This window comes from Streptomyces sp. NPDC002889 (genome assembly GCF_042888425.1).
In the GTDB taxonomy this organism is placed as follows: domain Bacteria; phylum Actinomycetota; class Actinomycetes; order Streptomycetales; family Streptomycetaceae; genus Streptomyces.
In genome coordinates this window covers 173,997-196,756 of record NZ_JBIAPT010000001.1, presented here as the reverse complement: position 1 = coordinate 196,756, position 22,760 = coordinate 173,997, and the positions used below count along the sequence as shown (strand labels likewise).

At 68.9% G+C, this 22,760-nt stretch carries 20 protein-coding genes; all 20 read right to left on the bottom strand.

Annotated elements, in window-relative coordinates; genetic code table 11:
* Positions 1-12: 12 nt before the first annotated feature.
* Positions 13-1,611, bottom strand: a complete 1,599-nt coding sequence (gene atpA / locus ACFYWI_RS00905; RefSeq protein ID WP_389223417.1) for a F0F1 ATP synthase subunit alpha — start codon at positions 1,609-1,611, stop codon at positions 13-15.
* A 128-nt stretch (positions 1,612-1,739) separates the two neighbouring features.
* On the bottom strand, positions 1,740-2,555 hold the full coding sequence (locus ACFYWI_RS00900) for a F0F1 ATP synthase subunit delta (protein ID WP_389223414.1): 816 nt from the start codon (positions 2,553-2,555) through the stop codon (positions 1,740-1,742).
* Entirely contained in the window at positions 2,552-3,109 is a 558-nt protein-coding gene (locus ACFYWI_RS00895) for a F0F1 ATP synthase subunit B (protein WP_389223411.1), read from the bottom strand. Before ACFYWI_RS00895 ends, ACFYWI_RS00900 begins: the two co-directional genes overlap by 4 nt.
* Before the next feature lie 38 nt (positions 3,110-3,147).
* Complete coding sequence (gene atpE / locus ACFYWI_RS00890; protein WP_389223408.1) at positions 3,148-3,384, bottom strand: ATP synthase F0 subunit C; 237 nt, start codon at positions 3,382-3,384, stop codon at positions 3,148-3,150.
* Positions 3,385-3,461: 77 nt separating this feature from the next.
* Positions 3,462-4,232 (bottom strand): F0F1 ATP synthase subunit A, encoded by a 771-nt coding sequence (atpB, locus tag ACFYWI_RS00885; RefSeq protein WP_389224410.1) that lies wholly within the window; start codon positions 4,230-4,232, stop codon positions 3,462-3,464.
* 274 nt (positions 4,233-4,506) lie between these two features.
* The gene (locus tag ACFYWI_RS00880; protein WP_389223405.1) at positions 4,507-4,944 is read right to left on the bottom strand and encodes a hypothetical protein; all 438 of its coding nucleotides are present in this window, start codon (positions 4,942-4,944) and stop codon (positions 4,507-4,509) included.
* A gap of 264 nt (positions 4,945-5,208) precedes the next feature.
* Entirely contained in the window at positions 5,209-6,573 is a 1,365-nt protein-coding gene (locus ACFYWI_RS00875) for an MraY family glycosyltransferase (protein ID WP_389223402.1), read from the bottom strand.
* Positions 6,574-6,679: 106 nt separating this feature from the next.
* Complete coding sequence (gene glyA / locus ACFYWI_RS00870) at positions 6,680-7,951, bottom strand: serine hydroxymethyltransferase (RefSeq protein ID WP_389223399.1); 1,272 nt, start codon at positions 7,949-7,951, stop codon at positions 6,680-6,682.
* Between the two features lie 129 nt (positions 7,952-8,080).
* Positions 8,081-8,731, bottom strand: coding sequence for a protein-tyrosine-phosphatase (locus ACFYWI_RS00865; RefSeq protein ID WP_389223396.1), 651 nt, complete (start codon positions 8,729-8,731; stop codon positions 8,081-8,083).
* Complete coding sequence (locus tag ACFYWI_RS00860; protein WP_389223393.1) at positions 8,728-9,375, bottom strand: L-threonylcarbamoyladenylate synthase; 648 nt, start codon at positions 9,373-9,375, stop codon at positions 8,728-8,730. Before ACFYWI_RS00860 ends, ACFYWI_RS00865 begins: the two co-directional genes overlap by 4 nt.
* Before the next feature lie 41 nt (positions 9,376-9,416).
* Positions 9,417-10,298 (bottom strand): peptide chain release factor N(5)-glutamine methyltransferase, encoded by an 882-nt coding sequence (gene prmC / locus ACFYWI_RS00855; protein WP_389223390.1) that lies wholly within the window; start codon positions 10,296-10,298, stop codon positions 9,417-9,419.
* Positions 10,299-10,349: 51 nt separating this feature from the next.
* The gene (gene prfA, locus ACFYWI_RS00850) at positions 10,350-11,429 is read right to left on the bottom strand and encodes a peptide chain release factor 1 (RefSeq protein ID WP_389223387.1); all 1,080 of its coding nucleotides are present in this window, start codon (positions 11,427-11,429) and stop codon (positions 10,350-10,352) included.
* Positions 11,430-11,535: 106 nt separating this feature from the next.
* The gene (gene rpmE / locus ACFYWI_RS00845; protein ID WP_264247201.1) at positions 11,536-11,760 is read right to left on the bottom strand and encodes a 50S ribosomal protein L31; all 225 of its coding nucleotides are present in this window, start codon (positions 11,758-11,760) and stop codon (positions 11,536-11,538) included.
* Between the two features lie 160 nt (positions 11,761-11,920).
* A complete protein-coding gene (locus ACFYWI_RS00840) occupies positions 11,921-13,054 on the bottom strand; it encodes an LCP family protein (RefSeq protein WP_389223383.1) in 1,134 nt (377 codons plus the stop codon).
* 201 nt (positions 13,055-13,255) lie between these two features.
* A complete protein-coding gene (locus tag ACFYWI_RS00835) occupies positions 13,256-15,001 on the bottom strand; it encodes a trypsin-like serine protease (RefSeq protein ID WP_389223380.1) in 1,746 nt (581 codons plus the stop codon).
* Between the two features lie 161 nt (positions 15,002-15,162).
* On the bottom strand, positions 15,163-17,214 hold the full coding sequence (gene rho, locus ACFYWI_RS00830; RefSeq protein ID WP_389223377.1) for a transcription termination factor Rho: 2,052 nt from the start codon (positions 17,212-17,214) through the stop codon (positions 15,163-15,165).
* A 395-nt stretch (positions 17,215-17,609) separates the two neighbouring features.
* Positions 17,610-18,527 (bottom strand): homoserine kinase, encoded by a 918-nt coding sequence (gene thrB, locus ACFYWI_RS00825; RefSeq protein ID WP_389223374.1) that lies wholly within the window; start codon positions 18,525-18,527, stop codon positions 17,610-17,612.
* Positions 18,528-18,880: 353 nt separating this feature from the next.
* Positions 18,881-19,951, bottom strand: a complete 1,071-nt coding sequence (thrC, locus tag ACFYWI_RS00820; RefSeq protein WP_389223371.1) for a threonine synthase — start codon at positions 19,949-19,951, stop codon at positions 18,881-18,883.
* A gap of 7 nt (positions 19,952-19,958) precedes the next feature.
* A complete protein-coding gene (locus ACFYWI_RS00815) occupies positions 19,959-21,248 on the bottom strand; it encodes a homoserine dehydrogenase (RefSeq protein ID WP_389224408.1) in 1,290 nt (429 codons plus the stop codon).
* Between the two features lie 108 nt (positions 21,249-21,356).
* The gene (gene lysA / locus ACFYWI_RS00810) at positions 21,357-22,748 is read right to left on the bottom strand and encodes a diaminopimelate decarboxylase (RefSeq protein ID WP_389223368.1); all 1,392 of its coding nucleotides are present in this window, start codon (positions 22,746-22,748) and stop codon (positions 21,357-21,359) included.
* Positions 22,749-22,760: the final 12 nt, after the last annotated feature.

Genomic DNA, 22,760 nt, shown 5'->3' with positions numbered 1-22,760 from the left:
TCCCTTCCGTCGTCACTTCGAGACGTTGACGGTCGCCGGAGCGTCCTCGCCGAGCAGCTTGCCGTCGTGGGTCTCGAACTGCTTCTTGAACGCCGCGATGGAGTCCGCGACCTTGGTCAGGGTGTCGTCCGACAGCTTTCCGCCCTCGCGGATCGAGGTCATCAGACCGCTCTCCTCGCGGTGCAGGTAGTCCAGCAGCTCGCGCTCGAAGCGGCGGATGTCCTGAACCGGGACGTCGTCCATCTTGCCGGTGGTGCCGGCCCAGACGGAGACGACCTGGTCCTCGGTCGACATCGGCTGGTACTGCGGCTGCTTCAGCAGCTCGACCATGCGCTTACCGCGCTCCAGCGAGGCCTTCGACGCCGCGTCCAGGTCGGAACCGAAGGCGGCGAACGCCTCCAGCTCACGGAACTGGGCGAGGTCCACACGCAGACGGCCGGAAACCTGCTTCATTGCCTTGTGCTGGGCGGAGCCACCGACACGGGAGACCGAGATACCGACGTTCAGGGCCGGACGCTGGCCGGCGTTGAACAGGTCGGACTCCAGGAAGCACTGGCCGTCGGTGATGGAGATGACGTTGGTCGGGATGAACGCCGACACGTCGTTCGCCTTGGTCTCGACGATCGGCAGGCCCGTCATCGAACCGGCGCCCATCTCGTCGGAGAGCTTCGCGCAGCGCTCCAGCAGACGGGAGTGCAGGTAGAAGACGTCACCCGGGTAGGCCTCACGGCCCGGCGGGCGGCGCAGCAGCAGGGACACGGCGCGGTAGGCGTCGGCCTGCTTCGACAGGTCGTCAAAGATGATCAGGACGTGCTTGCCCTCGTACATCCACTGCTGCCCGATGGCCGAACCGGTGTACGGCGCAAGGTACTTGAAGCCGGCCGGGTCGGACGCCGGGGCGGCGACGATGGTCGTGTACTCCAGAGCGCCGGCCTCCTCCAGCGCGCCGCGCACGGACGCGATGGTGGAACCCTTCTGGCCGATGGCGACGTAGATGCAGCGGACCTGCTTGTTCACGTCGCCCGAGCGCCAGTTGTCGCGCTGGTTGATGATCGTGTCGACGGCCAGGGCGGTCTTGCCGGTCTGACGGTCACCGATGATCAGCTGACGCTGGCCACGGCCGATCGGGGTCATCGCGTCGACGGCCTTGTAGCCGGTCTCCATCGGCTCGTGCACCGACTTGCGCTGCATGACCGTGGGGGCCTGCAGTTCCAGCGCGCGGCGGCCCGAGGTCTCGATCTCGCCGAGACCGTCGATCGGGGTGCCGAGCGGGTCGACCACACGGCCGAGGTAGCCCTCGCCGACGGCGACGGACAGGACCTCGCCGGTGCGGGTGACCGGCTGGCCCTCCTCGATGCCGCTGAACTCGCCGAGGACGATGGCACCGATCTCGCGCTCCTCAAGGTTGAGGGCGAGACCGAGGGTGCCGTCCTCGAACTTCAGCAGCTCGTTTGCCATGGCCGAGGGAAGACCCTCGACCTTCGCGATGCCGTCGCCGGCAACGCTGACCGTACCGACCTCCTCGCGCGAGGCCGCGTCCGGCTGGTACGACTGGACAAAGTTCTCCAGCGCGTCCCGGATCTCCTCCGGCCGGATCGTGAGCTCCGCCATCTGGGTTCCCTGCTCTCCTTGTTGGGCCCGAAGTTTCTTTGGGGGTCTGGGGGCCGACCCCCAGGAATCTTCTGCAATCTCTGCACGGCCCAACCGGGCCGCTTGCCATGCTTGTTGAATTGATGCCGTCAGCCGGCGATGCGCCGCTTCGCCTCGGCGATCCGGTCCGCGATGGTGCCGTTGATGACCTCGTCGCCGACCCGCACCTGAATCCCGCCGATGACCGACGGGTCCACCTCGAGGTTGAGGTGCATCTCGCGGCCGTACATCCTCGCCAGACCGGCGCCGAGGCGCTGCTTCTGCGCATCGGACAGCGGTACCGCGGAGGTGACGATGGCGACCATCCGGTCCCGGCGCGCCGCGGCGAGCTTGGACAGGGACTCGAGTCCCGCCTCCAGGCTACGTCCCCGCGGCTTGGTCACAAGACGGACAACCAGACGCACGGTGGCCGGATCGGCCTTGCCGCCGAGCAGGCTGCTCACCAGCTCGGCCTTGGCGGACGCCGACGCCGACCGGTTGGTCAGAGCGGACCGCAGCTCGGTGTTCGCGGCGAGGATCCGGCTGAACCGGAACAGCTCGTCCTCGACGTCATCGAGCGTGCCGGCCTGCTGCGCCGCGGTGAGGTCGGCGATGCTCGCCAGCTCCTCGAGCGCGTCGACCAGGTCACGCGACTGCGACCAGCGGGAGCGGACCATGCCGGTGACCAGGTCGAGGGTCTCGCCGCCCACCTGTCCGCCCAGCAGACGCCCGGCCAGTTCGGCCTTGGCCTCCCCGGCCTGCGCCGGGTCGGTCAGGACCCGACGCAGCGATACCTCGCGGTCGAGCAGCGCGGTGACGGCGGCCAGCTCCTCAGCGAGCTTCTTCGCGTCGACCGACGTGTTGTCGGTCAGCGCGTCGAGAGCCTCACGTGCGGCAGCCAGCGCCTCGCGGCTCGCACCGTTCATCGGGTGGCCTCGGTCTTCGAAGCGCCGTCCTCGAGGGAGTCGAGGAAGCGGTCGATGGTGCGGCTCTGCCGGGCCTGGTCCTCGAGGGACTCACCGACCAGCTTGCCGGCCAGTTCGAGGGCGAGCTTGCCCACGTCCTGACGCAGCGCAGCGGCCGCGGCCTTGCGGTCGGCCTCGATCTGGGCGTGACCGGCCGCGATGATCTCCTCACGCTGCCGCTGGCCTTCCGCCTTCATCTCCTGGATGATCGCGGCGCCCTGCTCGGTCGCCTCCTGGCGCAGCCGAGCTGCCTCGTGGCGGGCCTCGGCGAGCTGCGCCCTGTACTGCTCCAGGACGCTCTCGGCCTCGATCTTGGCCGCCTCGGCCTTCTCCATGCCTCCTTCGATGGCCTCGCGACGCTCTTCCAGAACACGGTTGATGTTCGGGAGGAGCTTCTTCGCGAAGAAGAAGAAGACGACGGCGAAGGCGATCGTGCCGACGAGCAGCTCGGGGCCGGGCGGAAGAAGCGGGTTCTGCTCCTCCGTGGCCGCCAGCTGAACGATGTTGGCGATCACATCAGTGCCTTTCGTCGAAAAGTGTCAGCAAGCAGCGATTACTTACCGAACACGAACGGCATAACGATGCCGATGAGGGCGAGCGCCTCACAGAAGGCGAAGCCAAGGATCTGGTTGGCACGGATCAGGCCGGCAGCCTCGGGCTGACGGGCAAGAGCCTGGGTGCCGTTACCGAAGACGATGCCGACGCCGATGCCGGGGCCGATCGCGGCGAGGCCGTAGCCGATGGAGCCGAGCGAACCGGTGACGGCGGCGAGGGTCTCAGTGGCAGCCATGCTGATTCTTCCTTTTCATCTACGGACCGGTGGGGTTGGCCACCGGACGTTTTCGGGGTGGTGCGGGCGGGTTGGGCTCAGTGGTGCTCGGCGAGAGCGCCCTGGATGTAGGTGCAGGCCAGCAGTACGAAGACGTATGCCTGGACGGCCTGCACGAAAAGTTCGAAGAGGATCATGACTGCCGTCATCACGAAGGAGACGCCGGCGGCCGGGATCATGTAGCTGTTCAGCAGGTACCAGGAGGCGACGGTGAACATCACCAGCATCAGGTGACCGGCGAACATGTTGGCGAAGAGTCGCACCGCGTGGGTGAACGGCCGGACCAGCAGGTTCGAGAAGAACTCGATGAACGACACGAGCCACTTGATCGGACCGAGCGAGTTGTCGTAGCCGGTGATGTTCTTCCAGCCGCCCACGAAACCGTGGCGCTTGAAGGTCAGCGTCACCCAGATCACGTAGACGATGAGCGCGAGAACGACGGGGTACGCGATGATCGACGACACCGGGAACTGTGCCAGCGGGATCACGGACCAGATGTTCATGATCCAGACGAAGAAGAAGATCGAGACCATGAGCGGGACGTACTTCTCGCCTTCCCGCTTGCCAAGGGTCTCGTAGACGATGCCGCGGCGTACGAAGTCGTAACCCGCCTCACCGATCATCTGCAGTTTGCCCGGGACGACCTTGGCCTTACCGAAGGCCATCGTGAAGAAGGTGACGACGACCAACGAGGTGAGCAGCGCGAGCAGCATCACCTTGTTGAACTCGAAGCCTCCGACGGTGACGATCGGCTTGAAGAGGAAGGAGTGCAGGCCCGGTGCCGGAAAGCCACAGCCGTTGTCGGCCAGGATGCGGCAGCTCCAGTCAAAGGCGAGCGTGGTCTGTTCAGCACTCACCGCGGGCTCCTTCGGCGTGACGCATGGGTTCGGCAACCTCGTTGTGTCGGAGCGGCGCGCAGCCGCGAGTCGGCACCGGACTGGTGTTTCGGATGTGGGAGCGGCGGTCAGGCATCGAAGCCTCGCGATCGAGCAGGCGTCAGCTCAGATGCCCGCGCCCGCAGTGCCGCAGTTGGAACCGGACGATAGCAGGATCCCGATCGAGCGCTTATCCCGGCCCTACCCGTCACGTCGACAGCCCCGTCTTTTCGCCCTTGGAGGCAGCAGACGGTTCCGGTTCGACGTAAAGGATCTTCGCCTTCATCGAGGCACGGGCCTGAGCCGCGACCCAGACAACCGTCGCCGCGATCAGCGAGGCGGCGAATGTCCTGGGATTGAACAGTTCGGTGTTCTTGAACGCAGCGACGAAGATGAACAGCACGAGCAACTGCGTCGTATAGAGCATCAGACCCATGGCCTGGAACAACTGCGGGAAATGTTTCGCGGTCCTCTGCAGGACGACGACGCCCAGTCCCATGAAGAGGATGACCACCAAGGCGCCGACCCCCGCACCGATCGCTCCCTTTCCACCGGCGACCACCCCGCTGATGACTGCGGCGATGACGCCGGCCACAGCGGTGGGTACGGCGGTGAAGATGAGAGTGCGTGCGTCGTTGGACGGCATGGCGGCAGCTCCGCTTGCTGGTGGGGGCAAAGTGGTGTCGTCATGGACGAGCGTAATCCCGGTCCGAGATGGGGCCTCGGGGCCAACGGACCGTCGCACTACGGTCCTTCAGCGCTCTCTCGGGATCTCGTGAACGGTATCACAATCTATTTGATGAGGTCTTTACCCAGAGGTGTGCCAACTCTCACACATGAGAGTGACCCCGCCCGTGTGTGCACCGCAGACGTTCGCTATGTCTGGTAATGGGCGTGATGTACGACGCCGTCAGCCGCGGGTGCCGGCCCTCCGCCGATCCGGGAAGCGCGAACGGGCGCCGATCGCGGTCGCGCCGTTGACGCCGTGCACGCCCTGGACCCCCGCGGCGACCGGGGTGCGCTCCCCCAGCTCGTCCTCGATCCGGGGGATCCCGGTCTCCACCGGCCCGGCCGCCGTGACGTCCACAGGCGGCTGCGGACCCACCCGGCGCCGCCGGTAGCGCGGCGGTACGAACGCCTCCGCCCAGCGCGGAGCGCGCGGGGTGAAGCGCGGCAGCAGCAACAGCACCAGACCGACCGCGCTCAGCGCCACGATGAGCAGCACGATCCACATCGACGCCGAGTGCACGGAGTAGGCGACGACGCCGAACGCGATCAGCGCCGACCAGAAGTACATGATCAGCACCGCGCGGCTGTGCGAGTGCCCGATCTCCAGCAGCCGGTGGTGCAGATGCCCGCGGTCCGCCGCGAACGGGGACTGGCCCTTCCAGGTACGGCGGACGATCGCCAGCACCAGGTCGGCGACCGGGATGGCAATGATCGTGAGTGGCAGCAGCAGCGGGATGAAGACCGGCAGTGCGGCGTGCGTGGCCTCGCGTGTACCGCCCTCGAAGAGCTTGAGGGCGTCCATGTCCACCTGGCCGGTCACCGAGATCGCGGCCGCCGCGAGCACCAGGCCGATCAGCATCGAGCCGGAGTCGCCCATGAAGATCCGGGCCGGGTGCATGTTGTGCGGCAGGAAGCCCAGGCACATGCCCATCAGGATCGCCGTGAACAGGGTGGCGGGGGCTGCGGCCTCCAGCATGTACCCGTACCAGATCCGGTACGAGTACAGGAAGAAGGCCGCGGCCGCGATGCACACCATGCCGGCGGCGAGACCGTCCAGACCGTCGACGAAGTTGACCGCGTTGATGGTGATGACGACGAGGGCGACGGTCAGCAGGGTGCCCTGCCAGCTGGTCAGCGAGACGGTGCCGATACCGGGGACGGGAATCCACAGGATCGTCAGACCCTGCATCACCATCACACCCGCGGCGATCATCTGGCCGCCGAGCTTGATCAGCGCATCGATCTCGAACTTGTCGTCCAGGACACCGATGATCCAGATCAGGGCGGCGCCCGAGAGCAGGGCGCGCGGTTCGTTCGACAGCTCGAAGACGCTGTTGAGGTTGGACAGATGGTCGGCGACCAGCAGACCCGCGCACAGCCCGAAGAACATCGCGATGCCGCCGAGTCGCGGCGTCGGTTCGCGGTGCACGTCACGGGCACGGATCTCCGGCATCGCGCCGGTCGCGATGGCGAACTTGCGCACCGGACCGGTCAGCAGATACGTCACCGCGGCCGTGACACAGAGCGTCAGCAGGTAATCACGCACGGGCTGCCCCACAGGAATCGCTGGCCATCTCAGCCCCACACCCTAGCTGTGGTAGCCGCATGCTTGAGGACATCCGGGGAGCCGGGATGGTTGCACGACGGCTCGTCTACCCCTGAAACGGTGGAAATCTCCCCGTGAGTTCGCGCACCTGATCGCGGATGTCCCGGGCCTGCTCCCCCTCGCTGCGCAGCGCCGCCGTGAACAGCGCCGCGATCCGCGCCATCTCCGTCCGTCCCATCCCCTGGGTGGTGACGGCGGCGGTGCCCAGCCGGATGCCACGGCCGTCTCCATACGGCAGGGCGCAGGTGTCCAGCACCATGCCGGCGGCGGCGAGCCGGCCGCGGGCGGTCCTGCCGTCCACACCGAGGGGGGCGGTGTCCGCGCCGATCAGATGGGTGTCGGTGCCCTCCGTCAGCACGGCGAAGCCCTCCGACTCGAGCCCCTCGGCGAGCGCCCGGGCATTGGCGACCACCTGATGCGCGTACGCGGCGAACGCCGGCGTCGCCGCCTCGCCGAAGGCGACGGCCTTCGCGGCGATCGTGTGCATCTGGGCGCCACCCTGGGTGAAGGGGAAGACCGCCCGGTCGATCCGCTCGGCCAGCTCGGAGCCGCACAGGATCATTCCGCCGCGCGGGCCGCGCAGCACCTTGTGGGTGGTGGCGCACACCACATCGGCATACGGGACGGGGCTGGGGGCCGCGCCGCCCGCGATCAGTCCCATCGGGTGCGCGGCATCCGCGATCAGATAGGCGCCGACCTCGTCCGCGACGTCGCGGAAGGCGGCGTAGTCGATGTGGCGGGGATACGAGATCGAGCCGCACACGATGGCCTTGGGCCGGTGCTGCCGGGCGAGGGCGCGCACCTGGTCGTGGTCGATGAGACCGGTCTCGGCGTCGACCCCGTAGGCGATGAAGTCGAACCAGCGGCCGGAGAAGTTCGCGGGCGAGCCATGGGTGAGATGGCCGCCGTACGGAAGGCCCATGGCGAGCACGGTGTCGCCGGGCTTCAGCAGCGCCGCGTACGCCGCGAGGACGGCCGAGGAGCCCGAGTGCGACTGCACATTGGCGTGTTGGGCGCCGAACAGCGCGGTGGCGCGTTCGATCGCGATCCGCTCGGCGGCGTCGACCAGTTCGCAGCCGCCGTGGTGGCGGGCACCGGGATAGCCCTCGGCGTACTTGTTGGCGAGCGGCGAGCCGAGGGCGGCCAGGACCGCGGGCGAGGTGAAGTTCTCCGCGGCGATCAGCTGCAGTGTGGTGCTCTGCCGCTGCGCCTCGCCGGACAGGATGTCCGCGATCTGGGGGTCCTGACGGCGCAGCGTGTCGAAGGACGTGCCCACGTGGACGGGCTGCACGGAAGACGTTTGATGGGTCACGGACATGACGGCTCCGGTCCTCGGAGGAGCTGCGGCATCTCCAATGTAGGACCCGCACCGTGCGCACGCGCGGTGTGTGACTCCGCTCGTGCGCCTGCCCCACGACGCGGGGGGGCGCGATCCCCGACGCGGCCCTCAGCGCTGGGCGGGCACGCCCGTCAGCGCGGTGACCACCGGGTCCAGCGCCTGCTGGATCTCGTCACCGATCGAGCGGAAGAACGTGATCGGCGCCCCGTACGGGTCGTACACCTCGTCCGCGTCCGGACTCGGGGCCAGCAGCCAGCCGCGCAGGGCCGCTGCGGCGCGCACCAGTGCCCTGGCTCGTTCCACCATGCCCTCCTCGCGGGGGTCCGGGAGCGTGGCCGGGTCTATGGCCCGCACCAGGCGGGTGAACTCCTTGAGCGTGAAGGTGCGCAGGCCCGCGGAGTGGCCCATCGAGATGACCTGGGCGCGGTGGTCCCGGGTCGCGGTGAGGACCAGGTCCGCGCGGATGACGTGTTCGTCGAGCAGCTCGCGGCCCACGAATCCGGTCGCGTCCGCGCCGAAGTCCGCGAGGACGATCTCGGCGTTGGCCTCCATCGGGGCGCCCTCGTGGCCCCAGGTGCCCGCACTCTCCACGATCAGGCCGCGCGTGAGGGGATCGCCGAGGCGGTCGCTCAGGGCATGGCGGGTCAGCCGCTCGGTGATCGGCGAGCGGCAGACGTTGCCGGTGCTGACGTGGAGGATGCGGAAGGTGGACGCCGTACTGCTGGATTCCGCTATGCCACGCCCCTCAGGGGCGGTCAACTGGCCACCTCGAGGTCGGGTACCACCTTGCGCAGTTCGTCGGCCGAGAGCGCCCCCTCGCGCAGCAGTACCGGGACCTTGCCCGTGACATCGACGATCGAGGACGGCACGATGCCCGGGGTCGGGCCGCCGTCCAGGTAGACGGAGACGGAGTCGCCGAGCATCTCCTGCGCGGCGTCGCAGTCCTCGGGCGACGGGTGTCCCGTGAGGTTGGCGCTGGAGACGGCCATCGGGCCGACCTCGGTGAGCAGTTCGATGGCGACCGGGTGCAGCGGCATACGGATGGCGACGGTGCCACGGGTGTCACCGAGGTCCCACTGCAGCGACGGCTGGTGCTTGGCGACCAGCGTGAGCGCGCCCGGCCAGAACGCGTCGACGAGCTCCCAGGCGTGCTCGGAGAAGTCGGTGACCAGGCCGTGCAGGGTGTTCGGGGAGCCGATCAGAACAGGCGTGGGCATATTGCGGCCACGGCCCTTGGCCTCGAGGAGGTCAGCCACGGCCTCGGAGGTGAAGGCGTCCGCCCCGATCCCGTACACGGTGTCGGTGGGCAGCACGACCAGCTCGCCGCGGCGGACCGCCGACGCGGCTTCGCGCAGGCCCGTCGTACGGTCACTCGCGTCGTTGCAGTCGTATCGCCGTGCCATTTAACAGGCCTCCTCGAGCATGTACGGGTCTTCGTTGCCGGTCATGGCATGGCCTTGCGTGCGGTCGCGAACCGCGGCCGCTTGTTGAGGTCGGCGTGATCGGCCGCGTCCGCCCACCCCGACTCCTCGTTGAAGATCCACGGCACCTGGCCGCCCTGTGTGTCGGCGTGCTCGACCACGACGAGTCCGCCGGGCCGCAGCAGCCGGTGCGCGGTGCGCTCGATCCCGCGGATGGTGTCGAGTCCGTCCTCACCGGAGAAGAGGGCCATCTGCGGGTCGTGGTCACGCGCCTCGGGGGCGACATACTCCCACTCGGTGAGCGGAATGTACGGCGGGTTGGAGATGACCAGGTCGACCTGACCGTCGAGCTCGGGCAGCGCGGTGAGCGCATCGCCCTGGTGGACGGAGACCCTGGAGCCTTCGGCGTTCTTGCGGGTCCAGCGCAGCGCCTCCTCGGACAGCTCCACGGCGTGCACGCGTGAGCGCGGCACCTCCTGGGCCATGGCCAGCGCGATCGCGCCTGAGCCCGAGCAGAGGTCGACGATGAGCGGCTCGACGACGTCCATGGCCCGTACGGCGTCTATCGCCCAGCCGACGACCGACTCGGTCTCGGGGCGGGGCACGAAGACGCCGGGGCCGACCTGCAGTTCCAGATAGCGGAAGAAGGCACGTCCGGTGATGTGCTGGAGCGGCTCGCGGGCCTCGCGGCGGGCGACGGCCTCCCAGTAGCGGGCGTCGAAGTCCGCGTCCTTGACGAGATGCAGCTCGCCCCGCTTCACCCCGTGCACGAACGCGGCGAGCTCCTCGGCGTCGAAGCGCGGGGAGGGCACGCCGGCGTCGGCCAGCCGCTGGGTGGCCTGGGCCACCTCGGCAAGCAGCAGAGTGCGGGGGCCTGGGGGTCGTCCCCCAGATTGTGACTGCACGCTGGTCCTCCGGGGCTGGGCGGTGTGCGGTGTTACGGGTGTTGCCGGGTACTACTGGGCGGCGGCGAGCTTGGCGGCGGAGTCGGCGTCGACACAGGCCTGGATCACCGCGTCCAGTTCCCCGTCGAGCACCTGGTCCAAGTTGTACGCCTTGAATCCGACGCGGTGGTCCGAGATGCGGTTTTCCGGGAAGTTGTACGTACGGATCTTCTCGGAGCGGTCGACGGTGCGGACCTGGCTGCGGCGCGCGTCCGCGGCCTCCTTCTCGGCCTCCTCCTGCGCCGCGGCGAGCAGCCTGGAGCGCAGGATACGCATCGCCTGCTCCTTGTTCTGGAGCTGGCTCTTCTCGTTCTGGCAGGAGGCGACGATGCCGGTCGGCAGGTGCGTGATGCGCACCGCGGAGTCGGTGGTGTTGACGGACTGGCCGCCGGGGCCGGACGAGCGGTAGACGTCGATGCGCAGATCGTTGGCGTGGATCTCGACGTCGATCTCCTCGGCCTCCGGGGTCACCAGGACACCGGCCGCGGAGGTGTGGATACGGCCCTGGGACTCGGTGGCGGGCACGCGCTGGACGCGGTGCACCCCGCCCTCGTACTTCAGCCGGGCCCACACACCCTGTCCGGGCTCGGTCGCGCCCTGGCCGCCCTTGGTCTTCACCGCGACCTGGACGTCCTTGTAGCCGCCCAGTTCGGACTCGGTGGCGTCGATGATCTCGGTCTTCCAGCCGACGCGCTCCGCGTAGCGCAGATACATGCGCAACAGGTCGCCGGCGAACAGCGCGGACTCGTCGCCTCCCGCGCCCGCCTTGACCTCGAGGATGACGTCCTTGTCGTCACTGGGGTCGCGCGGGACGAGCAGCAGGCGCAGCTTCTCGGTGAGCTCCTCGCGCTGCTTCTCCAGCACCTTGAGCTCGGCGGCGAAGTCCGGGTCGTCGTGCGCGAACTCACGGGCCGTCTCGATGTCGTCCCCGGCCTGCTTCCAGGAGCGGTACGTGCCGACGATCGGGGTCAGCTCGGCGTAACGCTTGTTGAGTCTGCGCGCGTTCGCCTGGTCCGCGTGGACCGAAGGGTCGGCGAGCTTCTTCTCGAGATCGGCGTGCTCGCCGATCAGGTCCTCGACCGCCTCGAACATCGGGGGCTCCTGGTTTTTGTACACGAAGGGGGCTGCTCAGAACGGACAAAGCGCCGGCCTCGGCCACCCCGGAACGGGGGCGGCCGAGGACCGGCGCAGTGGCTCGCTACTTCTTGGCGGAGCCGGCAGCCTTGCCGAAGCGGGCCTCGAAGCGGGCCACACGGCCACCGGTGTCGAGGATCTTCTGCTTGCCCGTATAGAACGGGTGGCACTCGGAGCAGACCTCGGCGCGGATGTTGCCGCTCTCGATCGTGCTACGGGTGGTGAACGACGCGCCGCAGGTGCAGCTGACCTGGGTCTCGACGTACTCGGGGTGGATGTCGCGCTTCAAGGTGTCTCCTAGTTTCGGGAGGGCACCGGGTCGCACGTGCGGATTGCTCGTGCGTGAACCGGGGCCGACGTACCAGTCTGCCAGGACCGGCCGTATCTCCCAAAACGGGGGTGGGTCCGGAAGTATTCCTGGGCCTTGTCGCGGGACCTTTTCGCTGGTACTAGTCGCCCTTCACGGCCGCGGTCGGCCGCTCACTCCTCACGACGCCGGCGGCCTCGCCCTTGTCGCCGGCCGAGTCCTCGAGCGCGGACGCGGGGATCGGCCGGTCCTGCTTGAGCGCACGCCACACCGTGCGGGCGTCGGCCTTGAGGGGCACGACGCGGTTGGGGTTCTGGGGGTCGTACTCGACCGGCATCGTGACCATGCGCACGTCGTCGGCCCCGAGGCGGTCGAGCCCCTGGGCGAAACCCATGAGCTCGCCCACCGAGTCGAGCTCGGAGTCCGGGGTGATCGCCTTGGTGGCGGCGTCGGCCAGATCGAGCATCTTCTTGGGGCTGCTGAACACGCCGACGTCCTTGACCTGCTGGATGAACGCCTTCATGAACGCCTGCTGGAGCTGGATGCGGCCCAGGTCGCTGCCGTCCCCGACGCTCTTGCGGGTGCGGACCAGTCCGAGCGACTGCTCACCGTCGAGGGTGTGGGTGCCGGGCTCGAGATGCAGACGGCTCTTGGTGTCGTCGATCGCCCGGGTCGTGGTGATCTCGACACCCCCCAGCTCGTCGATGAGCTTCTTGAAACCGCTGAAGTCGACCTCGATGTAGTGGTCCATGCGGATGCCGGACATCTTCTCGACGGTCTTCACGGCGCACGCAGGGCCGCCGACCTCGTACGCGGTGTTGAACATGGCGCGCTGCGCACCCGCGACCGCTGTGCCCTTCCCGTCGGTGCACTCGGGCCGCTCGATGAGGGTGTCGCGCGGGATCGAGACCACACTGGCCTTCTTGTGACCCTGGTGGACGTGCACGACCATCGCGGTGTCGGAGCGGGCGGCGCCCTCGTCCACCCCGTACGCGGAATTCCCGCCGGACCGGGAGTCGGAGCCGAGGACCAGGATGTCCATGGAGCCGTTGTCGAGGTTCTTGGGGCGGTCGGTGCCGAGGCGCTGGTTGATGTCGACGCCCTGCAGATTGCCGTTGATCTTGAAGTAGGCGAACCCGAGGCCCGATGCGCCGAGCAGCGCCAGACCCGCCGCCGACCCGGCAGCGACCGTCGCCGCACGCCGCGCTGTGGTGGGCTTCTTACGGCGCTTGCCGCGGCCGCGTATTCGGCCGGCGCCGTTGCTCTGCTCGGTCATGCTTCCCTCGGCTCTCGTTGCTCCCACTACCCCCCGGCTGAGGTGTTCAGGCGCGGATTGTCATCACTTGTCGGCTGTCATCACTTGTAGGACGTTGAACTACTGAGCAGCGTTCCATAACGCCGAAGGCCCACCGCCGATGGCGGTGGGCCCTGGTGGCAGGCCGGGCGATCACGGGCGGACCCGCGCTCACCTGCGACTTCAGCCGAAGATGTTGTACTGCTGGTAACCGGTGCCGATCTTGACGCGTGTGGCGAAGATCTCGCTGGTGGCCCGCCCGGTACCCGGGTAGAGGTACAGCGTGCCGCCCGGCGTACGGGCCACGAAGTCGGGCTTGCCGTCGTCGGTCACATCACCGGGGGCCGCGAAGGCGTTGTAGCCGTCCCAGTCGCGGACCTTGAGCTTCGCCTCGTACGGCGCCGAGCCCTTGCCGGTGCCCTTGAGCAGGTAGACCGAACCGTCCGCGCCGCGCGCGATCAGGTCGCTGCGGCCGTCGCCGTTGAAGTCGCCCTTGCCGCGCAGGGAGTTGAAGCCGCTGTAGCCGCTGACACCGCCGACACGGGCGCCGAAGGTCCCCTTGCCGGTGCCGGGGTAGACCCAGAGCTTGCCGGCCGAGTCAACGGAGATCATGTCGGGCAGCCGGTCGCCGGTGACATCGCCGGGGACGGCGATGAACTTACGGGTGCCCCAGCCGTCGGCGATCTTCGTGTCGGCGTAGGTGGAGCTGGTCGCCGAGCGGTGCCGCCAGAAGACGTCGCCGTCGGACTTGCGGCGGATGACGTAGTCCTGGTGGCCGTCACGGTTCAGGTCGGCCTGGAGCACCAGGTTGTACGCGCTCCAGGAGCCGGACAGCGACGTGCGGGCCTCGAAGCCGCTGCCGGTGGACTTCTTGTAGTAGCCCTTGCCGTCACCGGCCCGGACGAACAGGTCGGCCTTGCCGTCGCGGGTGACGTCGGTGTCGTCGACGCGTGGGCGGACCGCGGGCGAGTACGTCGAGACCTTGGTGAAGACCTCGAAGGTGCCCTGGACGTTGCAGGACTGGACACTGGTGCCTATGCCCCAGGAGACGACGCCGACGACCTTGCCGTTGACGATCAGCGGGCCACCGGAGTCGCCGGGGCAGGTGGTCTTCCCGGTCGCGTCGTCACCGGTGCCGAGCGGGCCGGTGCAGAGCATCTTCCCGGGCTGGTAGAGGCCGGGCTCGGTCGGCAGGTTCTCGTTGAAGTTCTCGGTGCAGTCGGTGTCCGACTGGATGGGCAGGGTCGCCTTGAGCAGCGTCGAGGACAAGGTGGCCTGCTCGCCGGAGCCGGTGAGCCCCCAGCCGTACGCCGTGCCGTTGGTACCCGGCGTGTAGAGCGCGGTGTCGGTGGGCTTGGCCATCTCCAGGGTGGCGTAGCCCAGCGGCTCGGCGAGGGTGAGCAGCGCGATGTCGTTGGCGTTGCCGTCGGTGCCGTAGCCCGCGCGCACCCAGCTGCGCTGGACGTCCACGAACCGGCCCTCGGAGTGGTCGGGCCCGCCCACGAGTTTGCTCGTCCCGGCCAGGACAGCGCCGTACTTGCCCCAGTTCTGCCGTACGCCGTTCTGGTCGTACAGGCAGTGGGCGGCGGTCAGCACCTTGTTGGGCGCGACCAGCGTGCCGCCACATGTGAAGTCGTAGTAGTCGTCGCCGTCGTCGTCGAAGAGCAGCTGCACCATCCAGGATGCGGTGGTGCCGGTGCCGCCGATGATCCGCGTCCGGGCCGACGGCTCCGTGTCGTCCGTGTCCGGCTCGACGACCTTGAAGCCCTCCGGCGCCTTCATGGACGGCCTCGTGCCACCGTCGGCCTCATCGGCGTACGACGTCGCGGCCAGCGTTCCGCCGGTCAGCAGCGCCAGTGCGGCGGCCGCGGCAGGGACGATCCGGCTGAGACGGCGTCTGTGGCGGCCGCCGGAACGGGTAGTGCGCACTCAAGTCCCCCCACGGGAAAGATCTGTTCGTCAGAGATGTGTTCGAGGTGAGCGCGATCGTACCGGGGCCCCTGACACCACACGGGGCCGCCCCCGCCGTTCCGGCGTACCGGAATGACGGGGGCGGCCCTGTGGACTACGTACTGACCTGCGCCTACGACTCAGTCGCCGTTGCCGGCGGACGGGGTCGTCTTCTGGATCTGCATCAGGAACTCGGCGTTCGACTTCGTCTGCTTCATCTTGTCCAGCAGCAGCTCGATGGCCTGCTGCTGATCGAGCGCGTGCAGCACGCGACGCAGCTTCCAGGTGATGGCGAGCTCGTCGCTGCTGAGCAGGATCTCTTCCTTGCGCGTACCGGACGCGTCGACGTCCACCGCAGGGAAGATGCGCTTGTCGGCGAGCTTGCGGTCGAGCTTGAGCTCCGCGTTGCCGGTGCCCTTGAACTCCTCGAAGATCACCTCGTCCATGCGCGAGCCGGTGTCGACCAGCGCGGTGGCCAGGATGGTCAGCGAGCCGCCGTCCTCGATGTTGCGCGCGGCACCGAAGAAGCGCTTCGGCGGGTAGAGCGCGGTCGAGTCGACACCACCGGACAGGATGCGTCCGGAGGCCGGGGCCGCCAGGTTGTACGCACGGCCCAGACGGGTGATCGAGTCCAGCAGGACGACCACGTCGTGGCCCAGCTCGACGAGACGCTTGGCGCGCTCGATGGCCAGCTCGGCGACGGTGGTGTGGTCCTCGGCCGGGCGGTCGAAGGTCGAGGAGATGACCTCGCCCTTGACCGACCGCTGCATGTCGGTGACCTCTTCCGGACGCTCGTCGACCAGGACGACCATCAGGTGGCACTCGGGGTTGTTGTGCGTGATCGCGTTGGCGACCGCCTGCATGATCATGGTCTTGCCGGTCTTCGGCGGGGCCACGATCAGACCGCGCTGGCCTTTACCGATCGGCGCGACGAGGTCGATGATGCGGGTGGTCAGCACGCCCGGGTCGGTCTCCAGACGGAGCCGGTCCTGCGGGTAGAGCGGGGTCAGCTTGTTGAACTCCGGGCGCCCGCGGCCGGATTCGGCCGCCATCCCGTTCGCCGAGTCGAGGCGGACGAGCGCGTTGAACTTCTCGCGGCGCTCGCCTTCCTTGGGCTGACGGACGGCACCGGTGACATGGTCACCCTTGCGCAGACCGTTCTTGCGGACCTGGGCCAGGGACACGTACACGTCGTTCGGGCCGGGCAGGTAGCCGGAGGTCCGGATGAACGCGTAGTTGTCCAGGATGTCCAGGATGCCCGCGACGGGGATCAGGACGTCGTCCTCGGAGACCTGCACGTCACTCGCGAAGTCGTCACGGCCACGGCGCCCACGACGGTCGCGGTAGCGGCCACGGCGGCCGCGCCGGCCACCGGCCTCGTCGTCGAAGTCGTCCTGCGGGCCGGTGCTCTGCGGGCCCTGCTGGCCGCCCTGACGCTGCTGGCGCTGGCCGCCCTGCTGCTGGTCGTCGCCCTTGCCGCGGCGGTCGCGCTGACGGTCACGGCGCTCGCCGCGCTCGCCCCCGCGCTCGCCTCCACGCTCACCACGCTGGCCGCGGTCCCGGCGGCCCTCGGCGGTTTCCTGGGCGGACGCCGCGGCAGCGGCCTCGGTCTTGGCCTCGGGCTGCGTCTCCGTCCTGACCTCGACGGCGGTGTCGCCGCGGGTCTCGGTATGTGTCTCGGGGCTGCCCGCCTGCGCGGTGGCACGGCGACGGCGGCGCTCCCCGGCAGGCTGGTCGTCGCTGGCCGGCTGCCCCGGGATGTCGATCTGCTGCGGGGCGACGGCCTTCTCGGCCTTCACCGGCTTGTTGGCCTTCTCCGCGGCCGGTGCGGACTCGTCACCCGTCCGCGCCTTGGAGGTGGCGCGCCGCTTCGGCTTCGTCCCGGCTTCGCCGGTGTCGGCCTCGGCGCTCTTCGCCTGGGAGGCCCCTCCCCCAGAGCCTGCGGCCTGGGAGGTACCCCCGGCCTGCGCCTCCTTGATGACCTCGATCAGCTGGCTCTTGCGCATCCGCGCAGTGCCCCTGATGCCGAGGCCTGACGCGACCTGCTGCAGCTCGGCCAGGACCATGCCCTCGAGGCCGGTGCCGGAGCGGCGGCGCCGTGAGGTGGTGCCAGAGGCAGCACCTGCGGCGGGCGCGGTGGTGTCGACGCTGCTGTCGGCAGTCACGCCCATCAGATCGGTGGTGTCGCTCACGAAGGGTCCTTCCCTGGAGCGGACGTCGGCCTTCTGGCTCGGCGACCGGTTGTGCTGTCCGGCTGCGGTCCTGTGGTGCGGACCGTGCCGGAGCGGTGGTCCCGCCGGTAAAAAACGGCGGAGAGATATACGTGCATACGTGCAAGGCCCGGCCCGAGGTCCCCCTGCTCGGCCCACTCCTGGGAAAAGCGAGGGGTGTCGTGCCGGTTCCGGAGCGTGCTCGAAACTGCTCAGGCAGGCTGCTCAGGCAGTTTGGGAGGCTCCCGGAAGGATGGTGGCCCCGACGGGGACCGCGATGCTGCACCGCGCCTCAACGACGTCGGTTGCAGACTTGAGATTAACACTACCGGCTCCAACAAACATTCCCCCTCTCCATCACCGGCAATCTTGTGTCCCTATGACGCGAGTGGCAGGACGCTCGCACCCGCCGCGTCGAACGTGAGCCGGTTGGCCGCCCACTCCTCGCCCGCAAGCCGTGCGACCTTGTCGGCCACGCCGCTCTCGGCCAGCGCGAGAACGGTGGGCCCCGCACCGGAGATGACCGCAGGGACGCCGTCGGCGCGCAGTCGGTTCACCAGGTCGACGCTCTGCGGCATCGCCGGAGCGCGGTATTCCTGATGGAGCCTGTCCTCGGTGGCGGGCAGCAGGAGCTCGGGACGCCTGGTCAGCGCCTCGACAAGCAGGGCTGCCCGGCCCGCGTTGGCCGCGGCGTCCACGTGCGGGACGGTGCGCGGCAGCAGCCCGCGGGCGGTCTCGGTCAGCACCGGCTTGCCGGGCACGAAAACCACCGGAACGACGGAATCGGTGGGGTCCATCCTGATGGCTCGCGCCGCGCCCGCGTCGGTCCAGGCGAGCGTGAAGCCACCGAGCAGACAAGCGGCCACATTGTCGGGGTGTCCCTCGATCTCGGTGGCGAGTTCCAGCAGCGCGGCGTCGTCGAGTCTGGCGTCGCCCCCTATCGTCACCGCGCGTGCGGCGACGATGCCGGCGCAGATGGCCGCCGAGGACGATCCCAGACCGCGCCCGTGGGGGATGCGGTTTGCGCAGACGACCTCGAGGCCGCGCGGCTGCCCACCGAGCAGGTCGAAGGCCGTACGCAGGGACCGTACGAGCAGGTGGCTCTCGTCGCGAGGCAGCGTCGACGCGCCTTCACCCGCGATGTCGATGTGCAGACCGGAATCCGCGACCCGGACGACCACGTCGTCATACAGGCCGAGCGACAGCCCGAAGGCATCGAAGCCCGGACCGAGATTGGCGCTGGTGGCAGGGACGCGCACCCGGACGGCGGCGGCGCGGAACGCTGGACCGGCCATCGCTCGAGGACTCTCCTTGGATCTGAACTGGTTCTGAACTGCACGAAGCGGAACTCCGAGACGTGCGGGTCTTACGCGATGTGTACGAGATTTGTTCGAGAGGTGCGAACACCCACGGGCGCCTGGGCGGCAACAACACCGCGGCATATGCGGCGGGGGGTTCGGTACAGCCTATCGAAGGAAGGTTCACCTGCGACATAGGGCGCACAGGAGGCGCACGATGCGTGTCGCGGGCCTCCTGTGCACCTACGCGGGGCTTCGGCCGGGTTGCCCTACGCACCAGTAGGCAATCGGCCAACTCCGGCAGGGCTCTGTGCCGTTCTGCTGTCAGCTCGTGCGGCCCTGCCGGACGCTCACGCGAGACCCAGGCGCTCGGCCGCCGCGGCGGCGTCGACCGGGACGGTGACCGGCTGGGGCGCTCCGGCGACCGCCCAGTCGGGGTCCTTCAGGCCGTTTCCGGTGACCGTGCAGACGATCCTCTGGCCCCTGTCGACCTTGCCCTGTTCGACGGCCTTGAGCAGACCGGCGACGGACGCGGCCGACGCGGGCTCGACGAAGACGCCCTCCTGGGAGGCCAACAGCCGGTAGGCGCGCAGGATCTCACGGTCTGTCACCTCGTCGATGAACCCGCCCGACTCGTCGCGCGCCGCGAGCGCGTGCTGCCAGGAAGCCGGGTTTCCGATCCGGATCGCGGTGGCAATGGTCGAGGGGTCCTTGACGATCTCGCCGCGTACGATGGGCGCCGAGCCGGATGCCTGGAAACCCCACATCCGGGGAGTGTGCGTGGACATCCTGTCCTCGGCGTACTCCTTGTAGCCCTTCCAGTACGCCGTGATGTTGCCGGCGTTGCCGACGGGCAGCACATGGATGTCGGGGGCGTCGCCCAGCGCGTCGACGATTTCGAACGAGGCGGTCTTCTGGCCCTCGATGCGGAACGGATTGACCGAATTGACCAGCGCCACGGGGTAGTTCTCCGACAGGGCGCGGGCCAGGTTCAGGCAGTCGTCGAAGTTGCCGTCGACCTGCAGGATTTTCGAGCCGTAGACGAGCGCCTGGCCCATCTTGCCGAGCGCGATCTTGCCCTGCGGCACCAGGACCGCACAGACCATTCCGGCCCGTACCGCGTAGGCGGCCGCCGAGGCGGAGGTGTTGCCGGTGGAGGCGCAGATGACGGCCTGCGCACCCTCCTCCTTGGCCTTGGTGATGGCCATCGTCATACCGCGGTCCTTGAAGGACCCGGTCGGGTTGGCGCCCTCGACCTTGAGGTGGACCTCGCAGCCGGTGCGCTCGGAGAGGACCTGCGCCGGGACGAGCGGCGTGCCACCCTCGCGCAGCGTGACGACCGGCGTCGTGTCCGTGACCGGAAGACGGTCCCGGTACTCCTCGATGATGCCGCGCCACTGGTGGGTGCCGTTGGTGGTCATGGGTCCCTTACTCCCCTTCAACACGCATGATGCTGGCGACACCGCGCACGGTGTCGAGCTTGCGCAGCGCCTCGACGGTCCCTGACAGGGCGGCGTCGGGCGCGCGGTGGGTGACGACGACGAGGGATGCCTCGCCGTCCTTGCCCTGCTGGCGCACCGTATCGATCGATACGCCGTGCTCGGCGAAGACCGTTGCCACCTGGGCGAGTACGCCCGGCTTGTCGGCCACGTCGAGGCTGATGTGGTACCGCGTCACCACGTCGCCCATGGGGCTCACGGGCAGCTGGGTGTACGCGGACTCGCCGGGCCCCGTTGCCTCGGCGAGCCTGTTGCGGCAGACGGCGACCAGGTCGCCGAGCACCGCGGAGGCGGTCGGGGCGCCGCCGGCGCCGGGGCCGTAGAACATCAGCTGGCCCGCGGCGTCCGCCTCGACGAACACCGCGTTGTACGCCTCGCGCACGGAGGCCAGCGGGTGGCTGAGCGGGATCATCGCCGGGTGGACGCGGGCGGTGACCGACCGCCCGTCGGCGGCGCGCTCACAGATCGCGAGGAGCTTGACGGTGCAGCCCATGCGCTTCGCGGAGACGATGTCGGCGGCGGTGACCTCGGTCAGGCCCTCGCGGTAGACGTCATCGAGCCGTACGCGGGTGTGGAAGGCGATCCCGGCCAGGATGGCGGCCTTGGCGGCGGCGTCGAAGCCCTCGACGTCGGCGGTCGGGTCGGCCTCGGCGTACCCGAGGGCGGTGGCCTCGTCGAGCGCCTCGGAGTAGCCGGCGCCGGAGCTGTCCATCTTGTCGAGGATGAAGTTGGTCGTGCCGTTGACGATGCCGAGCACCCGGTTGACCTTGTCGCCCGCCAGGGACTCGCGCAGCGGCCTGATCAGGGGAATCGCACCCGCGACGGCCGCCTCGAAGTACAGATCCCTGCCGTGCTGCTCGGCGGCGGCGTAGAGGGTCGCGCCGTCCTCGGCGAGCAGTGCCTTGTTGGCGGAGACGACGGAGGCGCCGTGCTCGAAGGCGGTGGTGATCAGGGTGCGGGCGGGCTCGATGCCACCGATGACCTCGATGACGACGTCGATGTCGCCGCGTTTGACGAGCGCGGTGGCGTCGGTGGTGATCAGCGAGGGATCGATACCGGCGCGCACCTTGGAGGGGCGGCGCACGGCGACCCCGGCGAGCTCCACCGGGGCGCCGATGCGGGCGGCGAGGTCGTCGGCGTGCGTCGTCATGATGCGCGCCACCTCTGAGCCGACCACTCCACAGCCCAGCAGCGCCACCTTCAGCGGACGCGTACGCATCATCCGACCTCGTTTCCCTTCACAGCTTTCACAGCTTGAGTGCGAACCAGTCTCACGCACCGGACGGAAGTTTCTATCCCCCGTCCAGATTGCGAGACATCTATTTCATCAACCGACATCGAGACGCAGGAGATCTTCCTCCGTCTCACGCCGGACGATCACCCGCGCCCCGCCGTCCCTGACGGCGACGACAGGCGGGCGAAGTGCGTGGTTGTAGTTGCTGGCCATGGAACGGCAGTACGCGCCGGTGGCCGGCACGGCGATCAGATCGCCGGGCGCGAGGTCGGCGGGCAGGAACGCGTCCTTGACCACGATGTCGCCACTCTCACAGTGCTTGCCGACGACGCGGCTGAGCATCGCAGGCGCATCGGAGGTGCGCGAGACGAGCGCGACGCTGTACTCGGCGTCGTACAGGGCGGTACGGATGTTGTCGGACATCCCGCCGTCGACGCTGACGTACGTCCGCAGCCCCTCGAGCGGCTTGACGGTGCCGACCTCGTACAGCGTGAACGCGGTGGGCCCGACGATGGCGCGGCCCGGCTCGACGGAGATCCTCGGCGTGCGCAGCCCGGCGGCCTCGCACTCACGGGTGACGATCTCGCCCAGGGCCTTGGCGATGTGGTGCGGCTCGCGGGGGTCGTCGTCCGAGGTGTACGCGATACCGAGGCCGCCCCCGAGGTCGATCTCGGGCAGCTCGATGCCGTGCTCGTCGCGTACTTCGGCGAGCAGCTGGACGACGCGGCGGGCGGACACCTCGAAACCGGCCATGTCGAAGATCTGCGACCCGATGTGCGAATGAATGCCGATGAGCTCGAGCCCGTCCAGCCGGAGCGCTCGCCGCACGGCCTCCGCCGCCTGGCCGCCCGCGAGCGCGATGCCGAACTTCTGGTCCTCGTGCGCGGTGGCGATGAACTCGTGGGTGTGGGCCTCGACGCCGACCGTCACACGGATCTGTACGCGCTGCCGCTTGCCGAGGCTGTGGGCGATGTGGGCGACGCGGACGATCTCCGGGAAGGAGTCGAGGACGATACGCCCGACGCCGGCCCCGACGGCCCGTCGGATCTCTTCCTCGGACTTGTTGTTGCCGTGGAAGGCGATGCGCTCGGCGGGCATCCCGGCATCGAGCGCGGTCGTCAGCTCTCCCCCGGAGCACACATCGAGGTTGAGCCCTTCCTCCGTGAGCCATCGCACGACGGCCCTGCTGAGGAAGGCCTTCCCGGCATAGAACACATCCGCGTCCTTGCCGAAGGCGTCGGCCCAGGCGCGGCAGCGGGCGCGGAAGTCGGCCTCGTCGAGGAAGTAGGCGGGTGTGCCGAACTCCTCGGCCAGCCGGGTGACTTCGATCCCCCCGACGGTGACGACCCCGTCGTCGTTGCGGCCGACCGTGCGGGCCCAGACCTTCTCGTCGAGGGCGTTGAGGTCGGTGGGCGGGGCGGTGTAGTGGCCCTCGGGAAGGACGTCGGCGTGACGGGGTCCGGCGGGGTGTGCGGATCGGCTCATCTGTCTCTCACA

Bases quoted from the DNA above. Each gene is read 5' to 3' on its own strand.
- lysA (WP_389223368.1), bottom strand. From the start codon at position 22,748: ATGAGCCGATCCGCACACCCCGCCGGACCCCGTCACGCCGACGTCCTT.
- ACFYWI_RS00900 (WP_389223414.1), bottom strand. From the start codon at position 2,555: ATGAACGGTGCGAGCCGCGAGGCGCTGGCTGCCGCACGTGAGGCTCTC.
- ACFYWI_RS00840 (WP_389223383.1), bottom strand. From the start codon at position 13,054: ATGACCGAGCAGAGCAACGGCGCCGGCCGAATACGCGGCCGCGGCAAG.
- ACFYWI_RS00880 (WP_389223405.1), bottom strand. From the start codon at position 4,944: ATGCCGTCCAACGACGCACGCACTCTCATCTTCACCGCCGTACCCACC.
- ACFYWI_RS00815 (WP_389224408.1), bottom strand. From the start codon at position 21,248: ATGCGTACGCGTCCGCTGAAGGTGGCGCTGCTGGGCTGTGGAGTGGTC.
- atpE (WP_389223408.1), bottom strand. From the start codon at position 3,384: ATGGCTGCCACTGAGACCCTCGCCGCCGTCACCGGTTCGCTCGGCTCC.
- thrB (WP_389223374.1), bottom strand. From the start codon at position 18,527: ATGGCCGGTCCAGCGTTCCGCGCCGCCGCCGTCCGGGTGCGCGTCCCT.
- atpA (WP_389223417.1), bottom strand. From the start codon at position 1,611: ATGGCGGAGCTCACGATCCGGCCGGAGGAGATCCGGGACGCGCTGGAG.
- glyA (WP_389223399.1), bottom strand. From the start codon at position 7,951: ATGTCCGTGACCCATCAAACGTCTTCCGTGCAGCCCGTCCACGTGGGC.
- thrC (WP_389223371.1), bottom strand. From the start codon at position 19,951: ATGACCACCAACGGCACCCACCAGTGGCGCGGCATCATCGAGGAGTAC.
- prfA (WP_389223387.1), bottom strand. From the start codon at position 11,429: ATGTTCGAGGCGGTCGAGGACCTGATCGGCGAGCACGCCGATCTCGAG.
- ACFYWI_RS00860 (WP_389223393.1), bottom strand. From the start codon at position 9,375: ATGGCACGGCGATACGACTGCAACGACGCGAGTGACCGTACGACGGGC.